14 protein-coding genes and 1 pseudogene are annotated in these 24,929 nt (G+C 49.4%); 10 read left to right on the forward strand and 5 right to left on the reverse strand.

What is annotated here, in order from left to right:
• Positions 1-140 precede the first annotated feature (140 nt).
• The 4 genes from HZU75_RS14660 to HZU75_RS17490 all read left to right on the forward strand — a co-directional run bounded on the left by HZU75_RS14660 (position 141) and on the right by HZU75_RS17490 (position 5,047).
• Entirely contained in the window at positions 141-2,555 is a 2,415-nt protein-coding gene (locus tag HZU75_RS14660) for a heavy metal translocating P-type ATPase (RefSeq protein ID WP_180306745.1), read from the forward strand.
• Positions 2,556-2,601: 46 nt separating this feature from the next.
• The gene (locus tag HZU75_RS14665) at positions 2,602-3,018 is read left to right on the forward strand and encodes a MerR family DNA-binding protein (protein WP_180306746.1); all 417 of its coding nucleotides are present in this window, start codon (positions 2,602-2,604) and stop codon (positions 3,016-3,018) included.
• A gap of 117 nt (positions 3,019-3,135) precedes the next feature.
• Positions 3,136-4,461, forward strand: a complete 1,326-nt coding sequence (rclA, locus tag HZU75_RS14670; RefSeq protein WP_180306747.1) for a reactive chlorine resistance oxidoreductase RclA — start codon at positions 3,136-3,138, stop codon at positions 4,459-4,461.
• Positions 4,462-4,486: 25 nt separating this feature from the next.
• Positions 4,487-5,047 (forward strand): YsaB family lipoprotein, encoded by a 561-nt coding sequence (locus HZU75_RS17490; protein WP_228028090.1) that lies wholly within the window; start codon positions 4,487-4,489, stop codon positions 5,045-5,047.
• Between the two features lie 329 nt (positions 5,048-5,376).
• Here the strand turns inward: HZU75_RS17490 and HZU75_RS14680 are convergent.
• Both HZU75_RS14680 and HZU75_RS14685 read right to left on the reverse strand, forming a co-directional pair.
• Positions 5,377-6,551, reverse strand: a protein-coding gene (locus HZU75_RS14680; RefSeq protein WP_373279616.1) for an IS3 family transposase whose coding sequence is annotated in 2 segments (ribosomal slippage) — positions 5,377-6,284 and positions 6,284-6,551 — 1,176 coding nt in all. Because the reading frame shifts where the segments join, the coding sequence is not laid out codon by codon here.
• A 162-nt stretch (positions 6,552-6,713) separates the two neighbouring features.
• Entirely contained in the window at positions 6,714-12,284 is a 5,571-nt protein-coding gene (locus HZU75_RS14685) for a putative Ig domain-containing protein (RefSeq protein WP_180306749.1), read from the reverse strand.
• 203 nt (positions 12,285-12,487) lie between these two features.
• On the opposite strand from HZU75_RS14685, the pseudogene HZU75_RS17495 reads away from it, so the two are divergent.
• Positions 12,488-12,768, forward strand: a pseudogene (locus HZU75_RS17495) (DDE-type integrase/transposase/recombinase); the annotation flags it as partial.
• 1,244 nt (positions 12,769-14,012) lie between these two features.
• On the opposite strand, the gene HZU75_RS17820 reads toward HZU75_RS17495, so the two are convergent.
• On the reverse strand, positions 14,013-14,243 hold the full coding sequence (locus HZU75_RS17820) for a helix-turn-helix domain-containing protein (protein ID WP_180306750.1): 231 nt from the start codon (positions 14,241-14,243) through the stop codon (positions 14,013-14,015).
• A gap of 191 nt (positions 14,244-14,434) precedes the next feature.
• Between HZU75_RS17820 and HZU75_RS14695 the strand changes: the two genes are divergently transcribed.
• The 3 genes from HZU75_RS14695 to HZU75_RS14705 all read left to right on the forward strand — a co-directional run bounded on the left by HZU75_RS14695 (position 14,435) and on the right by HZU75_RS14705 (position 18,387).
• Positions 14,435-15,970, forward strand: a complete 1,536-nt coding sequence (locus tag HZU75_RS14695; RefSeq protein WP_180306751.1) for an AAA family ATPase — start codon at positions 14,435-14,437, stop codon at positions 15,968-15,970.
• A gap of 486 nt (positions 15,971-16,456) precedes the next feature.
• Positions 16,457-17,407, forward strand: coding sequence for a hypothetical protein (locus HZU75_RS17500; RefSeq protein WP_228028091.1), 951 nt, complete (start codon positions 16,457-16,459; stop codon positions 17,405-17,407).
• Entirely contained in the window at positions 17,392-18,387 is a 996-nt protein-coding gene (locus HZU75_RS14705; RefSeq protein WP_228028092.1) for a hypothetical protein, read from the forward strand. Before HZU75_RS17500 ends, HZU75_RS14705 begins: the two co-directional genes overlap by 16 nt.
• 117 nt (positions 18,388-18,504) lie before the next feature.
• On the opposite strand, the gene HZU75_RS14710 is transcribed toward HZU75_RS14705, so the two are convergent.
• Together HZU75_RS14710 and HZU75_RS14715 are read right to left on the reverse strand one after the other, a co-directional pair.
• The gene (locus HZU75_RS14710) at positions 18,505-18,720 is read right to left on the reverse strand and encodes a hypothetical protein (RefSeq protein WP_180306752.1); all 216 of its coding nucleotides are present in this window, start codon (positions 18,718-18,720) and stop codon (positions 18,505-18,507) included.
• 337 nt (positions 18,721-19,057) lie between these two features.
• Entirely contained in the window at positions 19,058-20,263 is a 1,206-nt protein-coding gene (locus HZU75_RS14715; RefSeq protein ID WP_180306753.1) for a tyrosine-type recombinase/integrase, read from the reverse strand.
• Positions 20,264-21,136: 873 nt separating this feature from the next.
• On the opposite strand from HZU75_RS14715, the gene HZU75_RS14720 reads away from it, so the two are divergent.
• On the forward strand, positions 21,137-22,768 hold the full coding sequence (locus HZU75_RS14720; RefSeq protein WP_180306754.1) for an ABC transporter transmembrane domain-containing protein: 1,632 nt from the start codon (positions 21,137-21,139) through the stop codon (positions 22,766-22,768).
• A gap of 8 nt (positions 22,769-22,776) precedes the next feature.
• Positions 22,777-24,912 (forward strand): ATP-binding cassette domain-containing protein, encoded by a 2,136-nt coding sequence (locus tag HZU75_RS14725; protein ID WP_180306755.1) that lies wholly within the window; start codon positions 22,777-22,779, stop codon positions 24,910-24,912.
• Positions 24,913-24,929: the final 17 nt, after the last annotated feature.

The following is a 24,929-nucleotide window of genomic DNA, read 5'->3' on the forward strand; positions in this document are numbered from 1 at the left end:
TGCATGCACAGGGCTTTTCTTTGTTCTAGCGGTTAGTTATCGATAAGGCTTTGTGAAAAGTACCTAAATATACATGCTTGACCTTCCCATGATAGGAAGGCTGAAACTGCATTTATCGACAACAAGCAAGGGGTCACATCATGGCAAGCTCGACTTTAGCGTTAAACGCAGATCGGGAATTAAGGCTCGACATTGCGGGGATGAGCTGTGCAAGTTGTGTGGCTCATATAGAAGAAGCGTTACTGGCAACCCCAGGCGTGACCAGCGCAGCGGTTAATCTGGCGATGGAAACGGCGCAGGTTCACATAAAAGCGGGGCTTGATGAGACGCGGGTACTTGAGGCAGTGGCGAAAGCTGGTTATTCCGCCTCATTGGCCGATGCACCGAGCGTCGAAGCTGAGCAATCGATCAAGCTGAGTATCAATGGAATGACCTGTGCTAGTTGCGTGGGTCGTATAGAGCGCGCTTTGTTGACCACTGAAGGTGTAGTTACAGCCTCAGTCAATCTGGCGACTGAAACTGCCCAAGTGGCACTTCAATCAGGCATAAATCCAATTGTGTTGCTAGATGCCGTCGCTGCTGCTGGGTATGAAGCCAGTTTAATAACGGAAGAAACAAAGAAGATAGCGGCACATGCGAAATCTTCTCCTTTTTGGCCGATTGCTGTAGGGGCTTTGCTATCTGTGCCACTGGTCTTGCCGATGTTGGCTGAACCTTTTGGTGTGCATTGGATGTTACCGGCATGGTTGCAATTCCTGCTCGCAACCCCTGTGCAGTTCTGGCTAGGCGCTCGCTTTTATCGCTCTGCATGGCACGCGGTACGCAATCTACGCGGGAACATGGATTTACTGGTTTCATTGGGGACCAGTGCAGCGTACGGTTTATCTTTGTACCATTGGTTATTCGATGCTAGTCAAGGTGCTTTGTATTTTGAAGCGGGAGCGGTCATCGTCACACTGGTGTTACTTGGCAAATGGCTGGAAGCGCGTGCCAAACAAGAAACTACGGCGGCGATTAAGGCGTTGCAAGCATTACGCCCTTCTGTTGCCCGAGTGCGTAAAAACGGACGGGATATTGAAGTAGCGCTTGAACATGTACAGCTGGGTGATCTGGTTGTAATCCTCCCGGGTGAACAAGTGCCAGTTGATGGCGTGGTGCATGAAGGTGAAAGCCAACACGACGAATCGATGCTCACAGGTGAAAGTGTACTGGTCACCAAAGAAGTTGGTAGCAAAGTAACCGGTGGTGCGATTAACCATGATGGCGTGCTCCTAGTCGAAACCAGCGCGTTAAGTGGTGAAAGTACGCTATCTCGTATTATTCGCATGGTAGAAGATGCACAAGCGGGTAAAGCAGCAATTCAGCGTCTGGTCGATCAAGTGAGCGCGGTTTTTGTCCCAGTCGTTTTAGTGATTGCACTAGTGACTTTGCTGGGCTGGTGGTATTGGACGGGTAGTCTTGAAAGCGGCATTTTGTATGCAGTGGCAGTGCTGGTGATTGCATGTCCATGTGCACTGGGTTTGGCAACACCGACTGCAATTATGGCGGGTACGGGAGTGGCAGCTAAATTTGGGATTTTGATTAAAGACGCCGAAGCGTTAGAGCTGGCCCATAAAGTGCAGGTAGTGGTTTTTGATAAAACGGGCACTTTGACCGAGGGTAAACCTCACCTTGCGGAATTGATTGCTCAAGATGGTGAGCAGTCTGAAATGCTGGAATTAGCCGCCGCATTGCAACGTGGTAGTGAGCACCCATTAGCTAAAGCTGTACTTGCCAAAGCCAGTGCTGCTCAGCCATTCCAAGCTGAAAATCTACAAGCATTGCCTGGGCGCGGTATCGCAGGTGAGATTGCGGGTATTCGCTACTTATTGGGCAATCAGCGCCTGATGCAAGAGCAAGGGATTGATCTGAGCATTATGCAAATACCTCATGATCGAACACTTAGCCAAGGTTATACCGTGTCATGGTTGGCGCGTGAACAAGACTCTGCCTTGGTCGGGATGCTGGCCTTTAGTGATGGGATCAAAGCCACTGCCAAAGATGCGATTTCGCAACTGCGAGCACTAGGGGTAAAAACGGTCATGCTATCAGGAGACAATCGCGCTGCGGCACAGCGAGTTGCAGAACAATTGAACCTTGATGACGTCATCGCAGAGGTCTTGCCACACGAAAAAGCGGCTCATATCTCAGCAATTCGCTCGCAAGGTAATGTGGTGGCGATGGTTGGTGATGGCGTGAATGACGCCCCCGCATTGGCGGCGGCAGATGTCGGGATTGCAATGGGCACCGGTGCTGATGTAGCGATGCATGTGGCTGGCGTCACGCTCATGCGAGGAGACCCGCAATTGGTCAGTCAGACCATCGAAGTCTCACGGCTGACTTATCGGAAAATTCGGCAAAATCTGTTCTGGGCCTTTATCTTTAATGCAATTGGTATTCCACTGGCTGCATTTGGACTGCTCAATCCGATGATTGCAGGTGGGGCAATGGCATTCTCAAGTGTGAGCGTAGTATCCAATGCTCTGCTATTAAGACACTGGAAGCCAAAAACCTGAGGTTAGCCATATGGGGGCTTAGCCCCCTTTCTGAGAGGGAATTGCAATGAACATCGGGCAAGCAGCCCAGCTGAGTGGGCTAAGCAGCAAAATGATTCGTCATTACGAAAGCTTGGGGCTGATCAAACCCAAAGGACGAAGTGCTGCTGGGTATCGAATCTTTAATGAATTGGATCTGCGGCAGTTGCAATTTATCCATCAAGCGCGTGCTCTGGGATTTTCATTGGAGCAAATTGGGCAATTACTGCAGCTATGGAAACAGGAAGATCGCGCCAGTATTGATGTCAAATTGTTGGCAGAGCTGCACATCAAGGAACTGGATCGCAAAATTGAATCCATGCGAAAAATGAAACTCACGTTAGCCGCATTGGTTGAGAAATGCCCAGCCAGCGAAGACCCGCACTGCCCAATACTGCAATCACTTTCAATAAATGGAGCACCGAGAATAGATGTTCAGTCGTAATGTGAACACCAAATAACATGCAATCAACGGCGACCTTACTGGCATTTGAGAAATATTTAACACGCGCCATGCATATGTTTATCAACTGGATCGAACAATAGCAGTCGGAGAAAGAAAATGAATAACTATCAGGCAATCATTATTGGTTTTGGTAAGGCGGGGAAAACGCTCGCAGCAACGCTTGCAAAAGTCGGTTGGCGCGTCGCAATCATTGAGCAATCCAACACGATGTATGGCGGCACTTGCATCAATATCGGTTGTATACCAACCAAAACGTTGGTTCATGATGCTCATGAGAAACTGGCTTTCGCCAATGCAATGCAGCGTAAGTCAGCGGTCGTGAGTTTTTTGCGGGATAAAAACTTCCACAATCTTGCTGATCTCGAGCATGTAGACGTGATCGATGGCAGAGCGGAGTTTATTGATGCGCATACCGTGCGAGTAATAAAAGATGACGGAGAGTTGGAACTCAATGGCGAAAAGATTTTTATCAATACTGGTGCACAATCGGTATTCCCTGAGATTTCAGGTCTGAAAACTACTCCAGGTGTATTTGACAGCACAGGGTTACTGAATTTGACCGAATTGCCCGCCAGACTAGGGATTCTTGGTGGTGGCTATATTGGAGTTGAATTCGCAGCAATGTTTGCGCGCTTTGGCAGCAAAGTGACTATTTTTGAAGCCGCTGGTGAATTCCTGCCACGCGAAGACAGGGACATTGCTGAAGCAATCGCCACCATCCTCAATGATGAAGGCATTGAGATCATTTTAAACGCACAAGTTGCTGCGGTGTCATCTGTCGAAGAGGCGGTACAGTTGCACACTGGAACTGGCTTGCGAACTGTAGATGCTTTGCTCGTGGCTTCAGGACGTAAACCAGCCACTGAAACGCTGCAGCTACAAAAGGCAGGGGTCAACGTTAACGAGCGCGGTGCCATCATTGTGGACAAATACCTACGTACTTCAGCAGACAATATCTGGGCGATGGGAGACGTAAACGGTGGACCACAGTTTACCTATATATCACTGGATGACTTCCGGATTGTACGCGACACACTGCTAGGTAAAGGCGTACGAAACACCGAGGACCGTCAGCACGTACCGTACTCCGTATTCATGACGCCGACTCTTTCTCACATCGGTATGAAAGAGACACAAGCGCGGGCTACTGGCGCTGATATTCAGGTAGTGAAGATGATGGCTGCTGCTATTCCACGTGCCAGAGTAATGAATGACACGCGCGGGGTATTAAAAGCCATTGTTGATAGCAAAACCCAGCAAATTCTCGGAGTTACGCTGCTTTGTGTCGAGTCGCATGAAATGATCAATATTGTAAAAACGGTGATGGATGCGGGCCTACCTTACACGGTGCTCCGTGACCAAATTTTCACGCATCCGACGATGAGTGAATCGCTGAACGATTTATTTTCCCTGATCAAATAATCCAATTACTCTTAGGAATAACATCATGCTCAAACCACTGCTGATCTCAAGCTGTGCATTACTGATTGCTGGTGCAGCCCAAGCTGCAATCCCTACTATGAATTACACCTGCCCAACCGGGATTGAGCTGCATATCGCAGAGGGCGGCTACGCCTTTATCAATGGCAAAAAAGCCAAACTGAAAGTGATGAATGAAAATTATTTTGAAGTAACTGGCCAAGGTGTAGGCATTGCCGTTGCCAGCAATCCAGATGGCTCGCGCATCGTGAGCTATACCGGCAAGCACGGTGCCAACGGCATGTGTTCGGAGGCCAAGTTTGATCAGCCAGCCGCAAGCCCCGCGCCGAAGAAAACCACTGCCATGCCCAAAAATATGACCGCCTATTGCAAAGGCGAAGCAGCCGGGCAATTTAACACCAAACCGATGTACATTCAGACCGGTAAAGCTTTTGCAACTTCGACAGGCTACGCAATCAAAGGCACCGGAGACTTGGGCAATCAGGGCAAAAAACCATTCCAGTGTAATTTTGATCAGAACGGCAAACTGATGAATTTTCAATCACTGGTTAACGAAGGAAGCCTGTAATGAAGTTAAGTTCAAATGAATGTAGAGGCCTCTAGAGAAAAGACGCCTCTACGATTTGCCATCGTGCAGTGCCTGCGAATTGCTGATTAAGCATAGTGATACACCAGGCAAACAGATCATCAAGGTATTGGAATGTCGGATCAAAGCTAACCCATTTAACGATCAACCTCACCCTATAACGGAGCTTATTCATGAATTATTCCAACGACATGCCGCCTGGCATTGTCATACGCACTCTGCGCTTCCTACCAGTGCGCATGGGATTGTTCTATGGCGTACTGTCCTATCTGTACCTTTCTTGCTTCTTTTTTCGGGCAACATTGTAGTGGTCAACTAATTTTGGCCACATTGTTATAGCCAAGCCAATAACTGCGCTCAGCCTCGTTGGGCGGCAAACCACCGTTATGGTGGTGTGGCCTCAGCTGGCTGTAGTAGCCCAGCATGTAGTCCAATATTTCCCGCTCAGCTTGCACAAATGAGCTGTAGCCGACCTCTGGTACCCATTCCGTTTTTAAGCTTCGGAAGAAGCGTTCCATTGGGCTGTTATCCCAGCAGTTGCCGCGTCGGCTCATGCTTTGCTGAATCTGGCATCGCCATAATAATTGCCTGAACTTGATGCTGGTGTAATGGCTACCTTGGTCAGAATGGAACATGAGCCCTTTAGGCCGGCCTCGGGATTCAAACGCATGGCTGAGCGCTTTGCAGGTTAAATCGCTATCTGGCGAGAGCGACATCGCCCAGCCGATGGGTTTTCTGGCGAACAAATCCATCACCACCGCCAGATACGCCCACCGATTACCAAGCCAGATATAGGTCACATCGCCGCACCACACTTGGTTGGGTTCGACCACGGCAAACTGTCGTGCCAACACATTGGGCACTTCAATGTGCTCGCCCCCCGTCTTTTTGTACGCATGACTAGGCTGCTGGCAACTGCTAAACCCAAGCTGCTTCATGCACTTGGCCGCCAGATAACGACTCATCTGGACACCTTGTGCACTGGCCATAGTCGCAATGCTGCGCGAGCCCGCTGAGCCATTGCTGGCGTTAAACAACTCACGTACTTTGCTTAAGCGCTGTACCTGCTCTGGCCTAATTGGCTTAGTGTGCTTCCAGGCTTTAAAGCTGCTGCGATGGACTTCAAACGTACGACACAACTGTGCCACAGCGTAGCTCTGCTTGAGCTGAGCAATTATCGTGAATTGTTCAGCGAGTCCGACATCAAGAGAGCGGTAGCCTTTTTTAATATTTCTTTCTCAAGCTCGACCTGCTTGAGGCGCTTTTCTAATTCACGGATTCTGAGTTGGTCTGGCGTCATTGGCATCGCCTTGGGCATCACACCGGCGCGCTCTTCGCGCAATTGTCGTACCCATTTATCCATGGTCGATTTACCGACGTTCATTGCCTGAGCGGCTTGTCGAACGGAATAGCCTTTCTCGAGCACAAGCTGCGCGCATTCGAGGCGAAATTCAGGCGTGAATGTGGGTCTGGTTTTGTTGTTCATTGAGTCACCTAATTGCTTACGAGGTGCAGCATAGCACCTCTAATCAGGTGGCCAAATTCAGTGTGCCACTACAAAACGACTTGCGGTTTTTCGCCGCAAGCCGTTTCAAAGGACAAGCCCACTAAAGAATAGGCCAGTTGCTCATCTTCTCCAATTATCGGATCAGAACAAAAACTCTAATCCTGAACGAATGGAATGGCTATAACCGCTGCTATTGTCCAGACTTGCATCATAATCAATTGTGAGTGACAAATCATTTTTCAAGCAAAGCTTCGCACCTATCTCAATCATTGCTTGATTTCGTTCTGCTCGAATCAAGTTGGTTCTATAAAGCACCCCGCTTATCCCTAGGTCTGCATAGCGAAGATTTGCGCTATCAGAGCCCTCAAAGTGATGGCGAAATTCAAGGCGAACATGTGGTTGCAGACTACTTGATGAGAACTCAATTCGTCCTTGCAAGCTCGCACCCAACGTCGCGGAATTAGTGCGCAATGTCTGCTTCTCAAAATACAGCGCATTCTCAGCTGCATTTTCACTATAAGCATCCAGTGACGTACTCATTGAATCCAAACGCCCATAAGACGAAAGCGCCCAGTTCTCACCACGGAGCTCATAGCCGCCAATAATTGCACCGAATAGCTGTCTGCCATCACGAGTCCCAGTTGCGAAGCTGTTGATATCGGCTTGGTAACGTTTGAGATCGAAGTTGAGTTGGCTATATCCCATCAAAGCATCAATGAAAAATTTTTCGGCGGGGCGCAAGGTTCCATAAAGAGCAATCACGCTGTTGCTTGCCTTACTCTTTGAGCCATTGTTGCCCACATCACTGACATCACGACCATAACCAGCTCCGATACCTAAGCTAAGCCAGCTGCTGACACGATAATCAGCACCCATGCTAATCCCATCGGTGCGAAAGCCATGCCCTTCCTGACCGTTAGCAGCATTACGCTGACCAAAATCGACGCCCCCCCCGGACCAGAAGCCCAAATCGTTACGATCATCAGTCAAACTAGGCAAATTATCGTCGCACGTAGCCTGACTAAGGGGCTTTTTGGTGTGAATACTTTGCTCAGAGCTCTTGTCTAGGCACTTACTTACAGGTGCAGCTTCACTGTTCACGTCTTTCGTATTGGCAGCTTTACGACTTATTCCGTTAAGACTGATTGGGCCAAGTGAGAGTCCAAATTGAGCACCGCCCCAACCATCAGTGTGCAAGCTTTCCATTCGTCTTGAGAAATTTTTGACTTGGGCATCGGCAAACCGGCGACTTGATTCCGCCTGAGCATTTAACAGGCCATTAACTTCAGCATCTTTGCTTGGATCAGGGCGTCCATCAATTGTAACAGTCGCCAGCCCTTGTGATGTTCCATAGACATTACTCAGTTCGTACCCAATCGAGATCTTCGATACCTTGCCACTATAGTCAGCAGGCGCCGAGTAGATGATATTATTGCCTTCAACGACGACCGAACCAACAACAGGCTGAGTAACGATGCGCAATCCAGTAAAGGGGCCTCCTGTAGCTTGAGCTGTAACATCCATAGCAATTGATTTGCCAGGAAGAACAACGCCATTCACCGCGCCAAGTACCGGAGGCGGAGGAGTAACCTGTAAAGACACTGTAGCCACTTCAGAACTGCCCGCTGCATTACGGGCGATATAAGCAAAGCTATCCGGTCCGATATAGCCTTGTTGCGGTATATACAACACTGTTGGGCCCACAATAGCTGAGGGGGCTGCGTTTGCCTGCGTTGCGCCCTTCCCCATGCTACTGATAGTCAGTGTGCCGTGGAGTGGGGGCGTAACGATAATTATGCTCTCAACTACTCCATCAATCGGCAACTGAATATTGTTGCTACTGTTGAGCGTCACTGACTTATCAAGCGAACGAGCCACGGGTAGCGGCTGAGGTATGGTAATACTTACCGTTGCTGGTGCAGAAGTACCCGCAGCATTGCTGGCCGTATAAGTAAAACTATCTGCACCAAAGTAACCTTCAGCCGGTGTATAGCTCATATTTGTACCATTAATTGCCACCGTACCATGCGCCGGTGTGCTCACCACGGCTAGGCTGGTTGTAATGCCGCCGCTCAAATTTGGCGTTACCGGATTGGCTTTGCTATTGGCGGCAAAAGTCAAGTTTACTGTTCCTGCAATTGGTGGAGACAACGAAGAAGCCACAGTGACTGTTACCGTGGCAGTCGCTGAGGTACCGCTGGCATTAGTAGCGGTGTATGTGAAACTATCAGTACCCACAAAGCCAGCAGTCGGAGTGTAGGTCACCTGAAAACCAGACATTACTGCATTTCCATGTGCTGGAGCGGCAACAATCGCTGCACTGGCCGGAACTCCCCCCGTAATCACAGGAGCTAAATCAATCTGAACAGGGGTATTGCTTAGAGTGTTGGCGGTTTTTGCTCCTGCTACTGGTGGCAGCATATTTATGACTACGCTGTATGAGTTCGCCGTAGTAAACGGTGCTCCAGTACCAGTGGTACTATCAGTTGCAGTGACAGTAAAGTTGAACGTGTTCAGTACTGTTGGCGTTCCAGTAATGGCGCCCGTAGTTGGGTTCAATGTTAAGCCAGTTGGCAAAGTACCCGCCGTGACGGCAAAGCTGTACGGGGCACTCCCCCCGCTTGCACTGATAGTCTGATTGTATGATACGCTGGGGTTACCATTTGGCAGACTTGCTGGAGTAAGTGTCAAGGTTGGCGCAGCAACCGTAACTGAGTAAGCTCGCGTTCCTGAAAAACTATTGGTATCGGTCGCTTGGATGGTGAAGCTAAACGTACCGGTCTGTGTGGGGTTTCCCGACAGTACGCCGCCGGCCGACAATGTCAAGCCAGCCGGCAAGACTCCAGAACTGACGACATAACTATAGGGCGCATTCGCACCGCTGGCAGTGAATGACTGACTGTAGGCAGTGCCAATAACTGGGTTAGAAATACTGCCTGCTGGTGCCACAACCACCGTCGGCACACCAATGGTAAGCGTGTAAGTGCCAGACACGGAGAAGGGAGAACCAGCACCTGTGCTTGCATCAGTCGCTGTCACGGTGAAATTGGCTGTACCGCTTGTGGTAGGCGTGCCTGACAGTACGCCAGTGCTGGTCGAGAAGCTCAAGCCGCTCGGCAGTGAGCCTGAGTTGATGACAATGCCATAGGTGTATGGGCCATTACCACCGCTGACCGCAAATGCTTGGCTGTAAGCAGTCAGAGCCGAACCGGACAAATTGCTGCCTGAAACCGGACTGATCGTGAGCGTTGGCGCGTTTACCGTCCAGGCGTAGACACGGCTACCGCTGTAGGGGCCTGTGCCGGTTGAGCTATCCGTCGCCGTCACCGTGAAGTTATAGGTTCCCACCGCAGTGGCTTTCCCGCTCAGCACGCCAGCCGCACTGAGACTGACCCCTGGCGGTAAACTACCTGCGGTGACAGCATAACTGTAGGTGTTAGTACCGCCGCTGGCGGTAATGCTACCGCTGACAGTGGTACCGGCCGACACAGCACTGAGCAAAGCCGGCGAAACGCTGATAGTTGGCACGTTGACCGTGAGTGTATATGCACGGCTGCCGGTGAATGGGCTGCCCGTCCCGGTGGTGCTGTCAGTCGCAGTAACGGTGAAGTTGAAAGTACCGCCACCTGTCGGCGTGCCAGACAGCACGCCACCAGATGACAGGGTAAGGCCGGCGGGCAATGAACCTGCAGTCACTGCATAGGTATAGGTGCTCGTACCACCGCTCGCGGTAATGGTCTGGTTGGTCGTATTGCCCACGGAGGCAGCAGTCAGGGATGCCGGGCTGAGCGAGAGGGTCGGCGAGCCAATCGCCAACGACAGAGCGCTGCTGCTGTGGGTATAGGGGCCAGTGCCAGTGCTACTGTCTGTCGCAGTCACGACAAAGCTGAAATTGCCTGCGGCAGTCGGAGTGCCTGACAACGTGCCATTGCTCGCCAGGCTCAGACCAGCTGGCAAGCTGCCCGAGGTTAGCGCATAGGTATAAGGCGCGGAGCCTCCGCTGGCGCCGGAGAGAGATTGGTTGTATGCCACCCCAGCATTACCAGCCGCCGGGCTGGAGGGGGCGTAGCTGATGGTCGGTCCCGCGATATTCAGCGACAATGAGCTGCTGCTGTGACTATACGGACCAGTGCCGGTACTGCTGTCAGTAGCAGTCACAGTGAAGTTGAAAGTCCCACCTGCCGTTGGTGTACCCGAAAGAGTGCCGCTACTCGCGAGCGACAAGCCCGCCGGCAAACTACCGGCCGTAACCGCATAAGTATAGGGTGCAGTGCCGCCACTGGCACCAGCCAGCGACTGGCTGTATGCGGCCGCGACTGTGCCACCTGCTGGATTGGATGGAGCATAGGCAACTGTCGGTGCAGCAACCGTCAGCGTTCGCGAGGCACTGGACTGGCTGTAGGGGCCGGTACCAGTACTACTATCCGTGGCAGTCACGGTAAAGTTGAACGTTCCGCCTGCGGTTGGTGTGCCGGCCAGCGTGCCGTTGCTGGTCAGCGACATACCGGCGGGCAAGCTTCCCGCAGTCACGGCATACGTATAGGGGGCAGTACCGCCGCTGGCACCTGCCATGGATTGGCTATAGGCGGCACCTACGGTAGCTCCAGCCGGATTGGCCGGAGCATAGATGATGGTTGGCGCAGCCACGCTCAGGGTCAGCGAGCCGCTGGTAACATTGGCGCTCGCGCTGTCGGTCGCCTTGACCGTGAAATTGAATGTACCACCCGCGGTGGGGGTGCCAGATAATGTACCGTTACTAGCCAGCGAGATACCAGCCGGCAAGCTTCCCGAGGCAAGCGCATAGGTATAAGGACTGGTGCCGCCACTGATAGGCGTAGCAACAGATTGACTGTACGCAGTACCCACAGCTGCAGCGGCAGGACTGGCCGGCGTATAGACCAAAGAAGCAATAACCAACGTCAACGTTGAACTGGTCGCGGTGAATGGCCCTGGGGCACCACTGCTATCTGTTGCGGTAACGGTGAAATTAAATGAGCCCCCTGCTGTTGGCGTACCGGACAAGGTACCATTACTGGCAAGGGTAATGCCCGCGGGCAAACTGCCAGAGGTAAGGCTATAGGTTTTGGACCCCGTACCGCCGGTGGCACTGGCCAGAGATTGGTTGTATGCGCTCCCCACTTGGCCGGCAGGCGGGCTGGCAGGTGAATAAGACACAGGCGCCACCACATTGATGGTCACCGTGTTCTGCTGATAATTCGTTAATGCCGCGTTATAGGCGTAAAACGTTGCAGTGTCTGTTCCTGTCATTGCTGTGGGCTGATAGGTAAACAGATAGGCATTGTTGGCGGTGTAATATCCGGAGCTATCGTTAATCGTGAGCTGCGCGCCGAACGTCGTCGAGATCGGCATGACGTGCGCCTCGGATGGAACTGCAGTAAATATCCCGGAAAAAGTGGGGTCGCAATTGCCCAGCATGGGCGCCTTCAATTGGTAATTCACAAGGCTCGAGGTTGTGGCATAAATTGTGAACGAGCACCCTGGATCAGGCACCACCGCGCTACTCAACTGACTAAAGAAAGACAGCATTGCCAGTAGCATGACAGGTGCACGCAACACATTGCGCAGTATCCAATCACAAATTTTTGATAGGGCTTGCTTATACTCTTCACTCACCGCGCAGCGCCAAGTTGCCATCATTCGTCCACCCTCTTTCATTGCGTTCCCCACAATTGCATTTCTTAATTTGATCATTAGGTGCGCTAACCAAAATTGCGGCATCAAGTGTTAGCAAATAAAACAGTTCACGCAGCCAGGAAAATGGTGTCCAAACATTTCTTTGATGTTATTTGACGAAAATCAAACAAGTCAAGCAAGGAATCAACTTCGGCACCAGAAGTTGCACGGGGTTACCTTCGCCTGCGTGGTTTTTATGTCGGATGGCCAATCTGCTCTGAGTCACCGACATTACGTATATTCGTACGCATGAAAGTTGGCTGTATCTGGCCGCCGTCTTGGATTTGTTCTCATGAAAAGTGGTGGGCTTGGTCAATGGCGCAAAGATGGATCGCTAATTCACAATCAAGGCGTAATTGATGGCAGTTTGGCGGCGTAAACAGGATCAAGAAGTGTTGGTGCATTCTTAGCAAGAGAGCCAATTTGCAGCTACGATTGGCAAAAATTGCTGCGCGCAGATAATTTGAAGGCACGTATGAATCGACGCTGCAAGTTTCGTGACTTTTTCGAGTTTACCGCGAAGTTCTGCTAAGGCCGAGTAGCTTTGGTGTGAAGCAAAAAGTTTGAAGGCCGCAACCTAGTGGTTAGCGGCCTTTCATTTTTTACCCGTCGGCATCGACACATCGGCCTTAACGGACAAAACCGTCTACTGTTCTAGGGTCGATTCAACCTGATGATTAGCTGCCTTTCATTTTCCTAGCCCTTATATCGACACCTCGGTCATTGCGGACAGTCAAAACCTATGTGTCGCAGCCGAAATCAGCCGCTTAAATTTGAAAATCTGAAAATGTATACAAATCTCCATCTTGTTATAGTTTTAGTTAGAGAGGACTAGGGTTTTTCATGCGCTGGGCGGGGCAATTGCAGTCGCAGACTCCGCTCTGTGACCATGCCATCAAGCCACGCAAATTTCGACCTGAATCATGCGTTCGATTCAAATTGATCAGCTAGTTTCATTCGCATCTGAAGGGGTAATTATCCGTTTTCCCTCAACGGCCTAAGTTCATATAACCGAGATTATATGAACTATCGCGAACATGGCGCTGTATGAAGACGCGTAACCCTAGTTTTTTTATCATTATCTTAGCTGAAATGGGGGAGCATTTTTGACGTGTAAACGTAGCCAATCAACTGGGTATATTCAGCTGTTTGGCGACAGGAAATTTCTGACGAATATGAATGTATACATTTCTCCATCTTGTTATGGGTGAGGCTCTAGATTTTGGGATACATATCTTTACCTTGTGCAAGGGTAATCTTCAGCTTGGCCGCGTCAGTTCAATACAAAAAAGTGTATTAATCATTTTCAAAATATGAGTGGCCTAGGCTGCATGAAGATGTTGTGAGGTCGACATCGTTACCTTACAAATCCCATTCTTCGGGTTTCGATCTTAATGCATGGCGGCATCGCGAAGAGAGTACGTTAAGTTCAAAATTTCACGAAATCGTTACGAAATAGGCCGAAATCGTTATGAACTCGTTAGAAATCTTTGGCAATCGTTACGAAAACTGGGGTTTTCGTAGCGGGGAAATAATTTCGAATTAAGATCCCCGTCGCAATTGCACTAGTTGCTTGGTCTTTGTCTTTCTTTAGTATTACGATAAATGAAATTTATTGGCGCGCGCTTTAAATGTTTCAGGCCCATATTGAAGCGGACAGCCAATCACACAGAACAGATCTGTATTTGATCATGTATGCGGTCTTTGGCTCTCAAGCTTTTGCCGAATGCATATTGGCGAACAGCTTCATTCCTGAGTGGCGTCATGTACTTCTGCGGTATCAACAAATTCAAGCAATTCATCAAGTCGACAATTCAAATATCGACACAGACTATCGAGTACATCTAAGTCAATGCGCTCCGCTGTTTCATGGTAAAGCCTAGTTAACGTGCCTCTATTGATGTTGGTATCTCGTGCTAGGTCGCTAATTTTGAGTCGACGTTCGCCCAGTATTTTTGATAAGTGGCACTTGATCATGTTGTTTTTCCGGTCATAAAGATCTCCTGTAGATCAAAAAATCTTGCCAAAGGTGATTTGTTCAGTAATTATGTTCTCTAGGAGACCGAAATTTGCTTTTGCAGATTGCGATGATCTTCTGATTCTACTAGATCGATGAAGTTATATGTCGAGCTATTTTGCAGAGCAAATTATCTTGGATGATTAATACTATGGCTAAACAAGATCCTGACTTATCCAAACGACTCCTTAGTCTCTTGAGCATGGACGAACCCGAACCCCCCGAGATGCTTGATCTTGAGTTTCCACCTGATGACTACCATGACGAAATGGTGGAATTCATGGATGCTTGGTTACCGGATGGCCAGTTCATTCAAACGCCACCTGCATGGTATGCATCCCTGCAAGGACTATTGTCGCAAAGTAATCCGAATTTACCGATGAAGACGAGGATTTTTCATTTAGCGGCAGAACCTGAATCTGAGCAATTGTGTGCATGCCGATGGTTGTCTTATCAATACTATAAATACTTCATCGTCATTGATTCATATCTTGATCTACATGAGTGGTCTGATATCCCCCCAGATGATGTTGCTCGGGCTAGAAGAGGGCGAACCCTGGCATTTATTCGCCATCTTGATCTGTCAGAGGTTACTTACCAAGATCTCGTCGCTGATCCCTATATCGATATCATCATTCCACGACCAAAGTTGCCTGTAAATTGGCAAAGCCAAGTACTGCAACTTCAGCACCATCCGTTACCGAACAACACTCCCCATTCGGTCCAGCTGACCGATGTCACTCAGCTGCAATTACAGATCGCCTCATTAGCCGCACCTCAGCAGGACATGCTTCGACCGTTACTTGAACCCAAACCCTTATTACCTGCAACCGAAGCGGTCTATCTACGCGTGCAGCAATGGTCGACTCAGTTAGGGGAGGGGAGTCATCTGCGGCATGTCCTTGATACGGTACAAGAGCAAACCAAACTTCGTGCACTGGGTGGTAAAGCACTGGGCTTTAGGCCGTTACTGCTAACCGGAGAGCCTGGTAATGCAAAAAGTTGGCTCGCCAGCCAAATTGCCGCCGTACTGGGATTACCAAAATACAAGATCGACTTCGCGGGCAACGGTGATCGGATGTTGTTAGTTGGCTCCTCTCGTAATTGGCACAATGCCGCTCCCGGCCGTATCGCCCAATTCTTGGCGGAATCTCCCGTAGCAAACCCGCTGATCGTCATTGAAGAAGTGGATAAAGCCCTCGCAGGACAAGACCATGGTTTGCAAGATTTACTGTTGATGCTGCTTGAACCTGAAAACAGCAAAGAATTCCAAGACAATTTCATCTTGCCCAGTTTGGATCTGTCGCATGCTAGCTTTATTTTGACGGCGAATGATCCGAGTTGTCTGAGCTCGCCGTTACTGAGTCGACTACAGCAAATCGAAATACGACGCCCTAATCAAGCCATGATGCTGCAACTGCTACAGGAAATGTATCAACGGATACTAAAAGAAATGGGAGTCCAAGCTTATTTCACACCAGAGCTCCCTGCAGAGTTGGCAATCCAGCTTGTTAGCCGTTCGACCAGTATCCGTGCTTTGCGCTTTAATGTGCAAACCGCCATTGAAGCAGCAGTGAAGGAGCCGGAGCTGTCGGAGCTATTGGCACACCAACACTCGTTGATGCCAAAACTGCCACCACTAAAAAACACGCATGGACCAAAGCCACCTTTAGGATTTTTGCCTTAAGGTTAGTAGGCACATCGACAACAAAAGCCCAGCAACATGCTGGGCTTTGCGTAATGGCTAAACCGCAGAAGAAACCGTCGCCAGCCTGAATCGTGATACTGGCAATACCGCTGGCAAACTCAACAATAACTTTGATAAAGCGCAGGTGGAAGAAGCCTTTACGGTGACGAAGGCGTTTATCAATGAAACCAGCACGTTTATTGCGAATCGGGCGAAAGAAGCAGACAAAGCGAAAGCCACATTAGAAGATCCAAACGCCAGTGCCGCCGACAACTAGAGCAACTCACTCGACTGAAGCTCTCAGGTAAATGCGATAGCAAGTGTGAACAAGAAACGAAAGCACTTAAAAAGAAAGATGACGCAACAAATCTTGCTTTAGATGCTTGCACTAATATTAAAACACCACAGTGCGACACAATCCGGCAGGACGTACGTAAAGTTGCGGCAGACTATATTCGTTCAACTTCCTTACTGGCCGATACTTCTTTGACGTTTGTTACAAAAGAAAAAGAAGCTGAAGCTACGCTTCTTGCGCAGCAAAGTATGGGCGGTGTTAATGCTAGCGATATACTTAAAGGCTACGGCCAATCAATGGTTGATGGCGTTGAAAGTGCTTATACGGGTGCTAAAACGGCATTTAAAGCCTTACTTGGCGATCCGCAAGCTCAAACGCAACTCAAGGCTGGGGCAGGTGCGGCATGGGATTATGTTTCTGATCTGGAGAATTTGCCTTATCTATTGGGTGCAATGACGCCAGAAAAGCGCGAGAAACTGGCTCAGGCCTACGAGCGGGGTGATGTTGAAACAATTGGTCGGATAACCGGAGAAACCGTCGCTAGTTTGCCAATTGGTGGCGGTGCAGGAACGATTAAAAATGTAGGGAAGGCCACTGAAACCGCTTTGGATGCAGTTCAACTTGCGAAGAAGGCGGAGGAAGCAGCCAACGTTGCTAATAAGGTTAACGGTCTCACTAAACTTGACGGCCTACTGGGAAAAACGATAGATGGTCCGCAGGTAACCAGCACCATGCTGAGACAGGATGGCAAGCTGGGTGAACAACTCGCCATCGAGATGCTACATAAGGAAACCGGCTTGACATTTAAGCCTCTGCAAAATGGCAGCGGGCATGGTTGCGATGGTTGTTTGGTGTCAATCAACGGCGATAAGATCACGGTGGTGGTGATGGACGCAAAATCGTCACAAAATGGTGTGGATAAGGCGATGAATGCGGCGGGTGATCCACTACAAAGACTTCGTGGATGGCTTGATAAAGAGAATATCGGCGGCGCAGCTGAAAATGAAGCATTGGCAATTCAATTACAACAAGCGATAGGTAAAGGTGCAGACGTAAAAGGCATTACAGTCAAAGTCGGTGTGCCAGCGCCAGGGGCTTCAGGAAAAACACAATTTAGGGTGGAATCATGGCCGAAAAAATGATGGATTGCGACAGAATCGAAATTAACCCCAAATGGGTAAAGTACAAAACAATTTTGAAACGAATCCATGACATTGATGTAGCAAGTAATGGTGAAAAATTTAAATTTGGTGATATCCGCGAGTACGTAACACGGGAAGATAGTGCTCCGGCTCAAGAAATGCCCAATAACATAAACGTAACTAACTATACTGCTGCTCGTCTAGGGCGCAGCAAAGCCCATCAGGTCTTGGCAACCGCGTCAGAGAACCCTGATTGGCTCGCAAGTCTTGCTGGTTGGCTAACTTATTATCGTGTGGGTATAAGGCAAGAGTTTTTTTGGCATCAACAATTTGATATTATATTTCTGGATCATCCAAACCGCGGTCTAAGAATGTTCAGCATGCAAACCGCCGCCAATATGATGGCGGCGATGGCAATATTAGGTTGGAAAGAGTCGGTCATCTATCAAGGTTATTTAACGCATGCAGCTTTAAATCGTGACTATCAACTGGAGCTTCAATACACCGAAGAGCATCGTCGAGCCCAAGCCTTCATGTTGCGCTTGTTTGCCGATTGGGTGGGCGATGTGTCTCACCAATGGCCAAACTATGCTTATGATGAACCAATTTATGAAGCGCTGCTCCAGCATTGGCGCAATCCTGACCCAGAGGCTCTAGTTCCTTGCTTGTTGGCTGCATGTGATCGGCATACTCACCAAGCCGGAAAAGATACGTTGAAGAAGTTTTATGATTTTAATTCGGATTGGCATCTGGAGCGCGTACCGGTTGAAATCTTGCTGCTCTTTCGTTTGCGCGAATGGGAAGGGCTCGCGAATCCCGTGTTAGATCATCCGCTGATGGCTGCGCCATTTGACCGCTTGCCGCCTGAGCAACCCATACCCGAATTGGATGAATTGATGCAGGGGGTACTGAAGCGGGCGCGGGAAGATTGGCCGCAGTATGACGAAGTGCTCTCGCTGGCTGCACTGAAACAAGGCTAGCCTAGTAAACTGGATGATGTTGGGCGTGGTTCGCTTGCGAACCCGCGTTGGCTGGCGCATCAACACTAAACGGGCTTATTCTTTCTACAGCTGAACAATGAATCTGTATCCTGCGGTTTAAAAGCCACCACGCCCATCGTGATGAGCGCTAGCGGCGATGAAAGCAGCACTACGCATAGCGCGATTGCCACAGGCAAAATCACCATCACCAACGAAGCACAGCAACAGCAACTGACGGGCAAAACTGAAGAAAAAATCGTCTGTTGTCGCCGATGAATAAATTGACCCACCTGCTGATTTTTCACTGACCCACCCCAACATCGTATCTTCCATTAAGTTTCAATGGTTTTCATAGCATTGCCATGGGGCAATCAAATATCGGAATCTGGGTCAAACTCACGTCGTCGCGAACACGCTTTGGCTGTTCTGTCGATTTGGTGCGACTAAAGGTAAGCATCTAGCCGACCCACGTTGAATAGCGGTATCGTTCCTTGGGATGATCGTGTCCACGATAAACTTAGGTGGACACATGGACGCTATACTCCCACTTCAATCAAGACCCCGTAGGGCCCGTCGCAAACACTGAATCGCCCCTAGTTTCTGGATAGTTCATTAAATTAATGTTTTTGTTCGGTAAGGATGGGGCAATAATTCATTAGTGCGAATATGCTTACGCCTTTTGCATCACAAAATCCGACCATTTTTGCATCAATTCTCTGCGAAAATCCAGTTGTGAAGTTCTTGCATAGGCACGTCGAACACGACTGCCAATAGCATGGCCTAGTGCGGCTTCGCTGAGTTCATCAGCATAATCTGTTTCTTCGAGTGCCCAGTTTTTAAAACTTGCTCTGAATCCATGCAGCGTTGCAATGCGCCCTGCAACATCACTTGGAGCATTACGCGTCCTCAGAAAGGAGGTCGTGCTCATATCGGACAGTGCGACCTGCTTACGAGGGCTTGGAAAAATCAAAACAGGGTGTGCGCCACGCATGAGCTCAAGTATCGATAAAGCATGAGAGCTCAATGGCACTTCAAGTGCAATTCCCTCGTTTTTTTTTGATTTCATCGCCGCCGCTGGTATCGTCCATACTTTGCGCTTTAAATCGACTTGCTCCCATGTGGCAAATCTAGCGTTGGCAGAACGTACCGCCGTCAGAATGACAAACAAGATGAGGTGCTGTGTGACCCTGTCGGCAGGGTACAGATGCTCATCGACAAAAATGGGGATGTGCGAGTAGGGCATCGCTGGCTGGTGCACCGTCGCGACAGTGCAGAAATCGCCAAGTTGTTTTAATGCCTTGGGTATTGGAGAGGCTTTGATATAGTCATGAGCTTCTGACCAATCCAAGACCTGTGCAATTGCTGTTTTCAGTTTCCGCGCAGTGTCAGGTTGCGTTGCCCAAATAGGCTGGAGTACCGCTTTGATATGCTCTGGTTCAATGTCATGAACCCGCATTGCTAATAGTGGCGAGGCGTGTTTCTGAATTCTGCCTAGCCAGCGCACCGAAGCGTTCGCTTCATTTTTCCAAGTTAAACGCCGAACCTTGAGTGTCGCATCCATGGCCTGCTCAAAGGTCGGAGATTCTTTTTTGGTCACCAGCGCGGTTCTGGCGTCTTCAAGTGGATCGCGGCCCAAGGCAATACACTCGCGCATCGCTTCGGCTTTGTCTCTTGCTTCTGCCAAGCCGACAGAAGGGTAACTGCCCAAACCCGCATCCCGACGTTTGCCGGTTACCGGAGAAACGAATCGCATTTCCCAGCGACCCTGTCCTTTCGTTTTCGATGGCATCAAGCGCAAACCGGGTACCCCGCCATGAGCGAGTGGCTTGTCGGTTGGTTTGATGTTTCGTGCTTTTGCATCAGTCAGAATTGCCATGGTTACCCCACATGCTACCCCACATTTACGGTTGGAACACCCAACACATCACTGGACGTGGTTATACAAAATATTAGCATGAATCACGGATAAATAAAGGATTTATGAATTTTATCGTACGTTATTGGACCTTATGTTGGTGCCTGCCGTCGGCACCAAGAAAATCAAGGGTTCAGCAAGCAATTGCTGGACCCTTTCGTGTTTAAAAGCGATTTTTTGATGTACTTTTGTGGCGCTCGCCAATATCAAGCCAGTATCTGTATTAAATGCTTCCCTTGCGGATCTAGAGCATTTCAAACCCCGCTCTGAAACGGCCAATTTGGTCCAGTACATCGAGTCTAAAAAGCTGGGCTGTTTCCTCAGCTTCCGCAAGGCGGAGTGCACCAGCCTATCCTTTTTTTATCCTCAATTGCATTTACTATTGCTTTGTGTTCTAGGCCCCATCACTGCAAATCGCCGCAATCATTTCCGGCTCGAAATCTAATTTAATTAATAGTTGCGGCAAAGCGGGGGTATTGCCCGACTTTATGCTGGTGATCTCAATGTCCTGAATCTTTGGACTGCCTTGGTTGCAAGAGGCTTTTTAGCTGCCAGGCAAACGGTAGGGGGCGTCGTTGTTTGATGGGGCTGGGAATGTAGAGCGAATGTCACAGATTTTGAATCGTGCAAGCAAGATTCATTCTCGCTACAAATTTCTAAGTAGAATGGTTCATTGCTGATAGCATCAATTTACTGAATTGGCCTGTTTTTCTGTGTGCTTACGAATTTTGGTTTAGGATGAATTCAAGCCCTTGGTGGCATGATTTAACGACTGTAATTTCGCCAAAAAATATATCCAGAAGTTGTTTTGCGAATAATGAGAGTTAATCCAAAATGAACGATCAATCCCGCTCTACCTCGGTAAGACTCGCAAAATTGGACTGGTTACGCAGTGATGTGCTGGTTGTGACCTTTGTAATGCATGTCCTAGGCTTGGCTTTGCCATTAGCATTATTGCAAATCTATGATCGAATTTTGCCCGCTCAAGCCTATGGAACCGCTACTTTCTTGGTGCTTGGCGTTGGAATTGCAATTATTTTCGAAGCAATTTTGCGTTATGGCCGGCATGTCATTTTTGCCAATATGGCTGCACGGGTGGAGCTAAAAACCGCGACACAGATTTTTGACCGATTCGCTGCCGTAGATATTAATCAGATTGAGCGCCGCGGGCCGGCAAAAATTACTGATGCGTTGAGGGCTGTGGCGCAGGTCAGGGATTTTTGGTCTGGCCAAGCAGGTGTAGCTTTGTATGAGATCCCATTTGTTATCGTCTATATCGCGCTAGTCGCATACATCGGCGGCTGGCTGGCGCTGATCCCTTTAGGATTGTTTGGGCTTGCTATTCTTTTGGCCATAGTGCTCAACCCGCGGCTTGCTCGTGCTAGCAGCGAGCTGGATCAAAGTGAGCATCTGCGCCACGATTTCTCATGGGCTAGTTTTGCCGCCTTGCCTTATCTCAAGGCAATTGGTGCAGAGGGAATGGTTGGCGCAATATGGCGGCGTATCAGCGCACGTTATTTAAATGCGGGTTCGCAGGTGGAAGTGCATATGGGGTGGGTACGTGAAAACGCCGCTACCATTGGGCAATTGTCCACTATTTTGGTGGTGGCATTTGGTGCTTTGGAGGTGATATCGGGAGCAATGACCACCGGTGCCTTGGCTGCCTGCAGTATTTTGGCCGGTCGCTCTATCGGCCCGGCTATGGCAAGTCTGGGTTATTGGGCGCAATTAACTAGAGTGCAAGAAGCTCAGGCAAAAATTGATGATCTACTGGCTTTACCAGATAACCCGGCTTTGGCCAGTGTTTCTGAGGCTCAGTCCGCATTGGTAAGTCATGGACAGCTTAGTATTGTGGCACCATTTATTGGAGCTGAATCGATACAGATTCAGCCGGGTGAGATTGTTCACATTGAAGCCTGCGATACAGTCCTATCTTCCCGTTTGCTCACCGCTATTTCAGGGATGTCTGACGATAATGAAATTAAAGTGGCGGTTGATGGGCACGATTTAGCGCAGTTTAAGCGCGATGAATATCGCGCAAGTGTGATGCTGCTTAGTAAGCAAACAGCCTTAATTCCGAGCTCTATACTCAATAATATTACGTTGTATGACGTCCGTTATCATCAAGATATTGAGCAGTATGTCAGCGCGCTTGGTATGAAGCCTTATTTAGATAAATTGCGCTATGGCATTTTGACGGATGTCGGCGGTGCTGGTGTAGCAGCATTGTCTGAGGGGATGATTCAGCGTATTGCGCTAATACGTGCCTTGGTTAGACAACCCAAAATACTTTTGATCGATCATGGCGCCAGTGCAATTGATCTGGATGGGATTAAACGGTTGGCGGATTTATTACGATCATTGCGGGGACAGATCACGATTCTAATCGCCACTAATCAGCCTGCTCTAATTGCGGCCTGCAGTCGTTCTTTGCAATTGGGCGCAGACAAGGGGGTTAGCTTATGAGTCATTCTATGACTAGCTCCATCACTAATAATGTGGAACGCATTACTGGTATTAATCAAGTTATTGGTGAAGAACGGATGGCTTGCTCAGCCTTAGCGCGGTGCACAGCACCGTTGTTGATTCGGTTAAATTGGTTTGGTGCGCCAAGAAGTCTGCTTGCGTTTTTACCAGATATTAGTCGCCCATTTGGCTTAACGCAGTTTTGTGCACTGTTGAATGATCTGGGCTTCAAAATACAGATTCAAGAGTGGGATCGTCGGTCAAAGGATCTGCACGCCTTACCTGGTGTGGCCGTGTTGATTAACGAGCAGGCCGACGAGGCATTTATTTGCCTTCGCGAGCAAAATGGGCTGGTACAGTGGCATGATGGGCAGCAATCTTATGCCACCGCGCCACTCCAGCATGGGCGTTTACTACTGATTGAGAATGATCCATTTCATCAATCGTTAAGCCAACCGCAAACCGGTTGGTTGATGCGTTTATTCCTAACGGCTCGGCCGGAAATTTCAGGGCTGTTGCTGGTTAGTTTGGTTGTCAATTTAATCGCCCTGGTGATTTCCCTATTTACCATGTTTGTTTACAACACGGTCATCCCTAGCGGTGCCGTGGACACGTTGCAATCGATGGCCGCAGGCGCTTGTATTGCCATCTTGGGCTCATGGGCCCTACGCATGTTGCGCGTTAAGTTAATTAGCGATCTGAGTACATGGGCTGGCGGGCAGATTAGTGATATCGCTATGCGGAAAACCTTGAGCTTATCGGCCGATGTTTCTGCTCGGCTAGGCGTCGAAAATAATCTCACTCGTTTAAGGTCGATTGAAGGAGTGCGCCAGTGGTTCGGTGGTAGTAGTACTTTGAATATTGATTTTCCATTCGTGCTGATTTTCTTGCTCATCATTAGCATTTTAGGTGGGTTTATTGTGCTGGTTCCGCTGGTGGGCTTAATGCTGTTTGCGCTGGTGTCCTGGCCGTTAGCCAGTTTTGTGCAGCAACGCTCCAAAGAGGTCGGCTTGGTGTCGCGGCAATTGGGGGATGTGATTTCGATTGTTGCGCATCGATTGCGTGTGCTGCGAGGAGTTCGTGGCTCGCACTTATGGGGCAAGCAGCTACCAGAACTAATGGTCAAATCGGTACAAGCGAACCGTAACTATGCAATTGCCAGTGGTTTAGTTCAAACCATTGGTCAAGCCCTATCAACGCTAACTGTTTTAGCAACAATGGGGGTAGGCATTGCACTGGTGCTAAATAATTCAATGACTACTGGGGGCTTGATTGCCACCATGATGCTGATTTGGCGTGTCACCACTCCCGCCCAGCAAATGCTCGCCGCACAGGTGAGGTTACGCAATTTGTCGGACGCCACCCAGCAACTAGATAGATTACTCAATACCCCCGCCGAGCAGTCTTCACCAAAAATGACTTCGCCGATTGTGGCACTAAGCCCGAGCATTGAAGCTGATCGTTTGTATTATCGGCATAGCGCAGACCGAGAGCCATCTATCGCTAACGTGAGCTTCAAACTTGAAGCCGGATCATGCCTCGCGATTGTTGGCCCCAATGGCGCGGGCAAAACCACATTGATCGAACTATTGCTAGGGCTTAAAACGCCACAAAATGGCCGGGTTTTGGTGGGCGGCCGTGATATTCGGCAGTTTGATCCTGAGGATTATCGAGCTTGGCTTGGCTATTTGCCGCAGCAGGTTCCGGGCATGCCCGTCACTTTGCGCGAGGCTTTGAGTTTGCGCAGTTTGAATGTTTCTGAGGCCGAATTATTGGCCGTATTAGCTCAGGTTGCTGGGGAGCGCTGGTACGAACTTTTTGGCGTTGAATCTGCCGATGCCGCTTTCAATGTGCAAATCTCACCTTGGCGTGAAGATCGTGATGCTATTCGAGGGCGCTTTATTGTTCGTCTTGCGATTGCAGTGCTGGAAAAGCCGCCACTGGTACTGCTCGATGACCCACTTGCGGATCGTGACCCTGCGCTTGATCCTTGTTTCATTCGCTTGCTTGCCCAATTACGCGGCAAAACGACGTTGATCATGGCCACACACCGCACCGATTTGATTGAACAAGCGGATCAGATTGTCGTGTTGCACGAAGGTGCACTGGTGCATTTTGGCCCAGTTGCTGCTCCTGCCAGCTAATTTGTTAAGGTTGCTAA

It is taken from the genome of Chitinibacter fontanus (assembly GCF_013423785.1).
In the GTDB taxonomy this organism is placed as follows: domain Bacteria; phylum Pseudomonadota; class Gammaproteobacteria; order Burkholderiales; family Chitinibacteraceae; genus Chitinibacter; species Chitinibacter fontanus.

What these genes read in the sequence shown, in the direction of transcription:
- HZU75_RS17490 (WP_228028090.1), top strand. Translation starts at nt 4,487, where the DNA reads ATGCTCAAACCACTGCTGATCTCAAGCTGTGCATTACTGATTGCTGGT.
- HZU75_RS14665 (WP_180306746.1), top strand. Translation starts at nt 2,602, where the DNA reads ATGAACATCGGGCAAGCAGCCCAGCTGAGTGGGCTAAGCAGCAAAATG.
- HZU75_RS14715 (WP_180306753.1), bottom strand. Translation starts at nt 20,263, where the DNA reads ATGGCAATTCTGACTGATGCAAAAGCACGAAACATCAAACCAACCGAC.
- HZU75_RS14720 (WP_180306754.1), top strand. Translation starts at nt 21,137, where the DNA reads ATGAACGATCAATCCCGCTCTACCTCGGTAAGACTCGCAAAATTGGAC.
- HZU75_RS14705 (WP_228028092.1), top strand. Translation starts at nt 17,392, where the DNA reads ATGGCCGAAAAAATGATGGATTGCGACAGAATCGAAATTAACCCCAAA.
- HZU75_RS14685 (WP_180306749.1), bottom strand. Translation starts at nt 12,284, where the DNA reads ATGATCAAATTAAGAAATGCAATTGTGGGGAACGCAATGAAAGAGGGT.
- HZU75_RS14710 (WP_180306752.1), bottom strand. Translation starts at nt 18,720, where the DNA reads ATGGAAGATACGATGTTGGGGTGGGTCAGTGAAAAATCAGCAGGTGGG.
- HZU75_RS14660 (WP_180306745.1), top strand. Translation starts at nt 141, where the DNA reads ATGGCAAGCTCGACTTTAGCGTTAAACGCAGATCGGGAATTAAGGCTC.
- HZU75_RS14725 (WP_180306755.1), top strand. Translation starts at nt 22,777, where the DNA reads ATGACTAGCTCCATCACTAATAATGTGGAACGCATTACTGGTATTAAT.
- HZU75_RS17820 (WP_180306750.1), bottom strand. Translation starts at nt 14,243, where the DNA reads ATGATCAAGTGCCACTTATCAAAAATACTGGGCGAACGTCGACTCAAA.
- rclA (WP_180306747.1), top strand. Translation starts at nt 3,136, where the DNA reads ATGAATAACTATCAGGCAATCATTATTGGTTTTGGTAAGGCGGGGAAA.
- HZU75_RS14695 (WP_180306751.1), top strand. Translation starts at nt 14,435, where the DNA reads ATGGCTAAACAAGATCCTGACTTATCCAAACGACTCCTTAGTCTCTTG.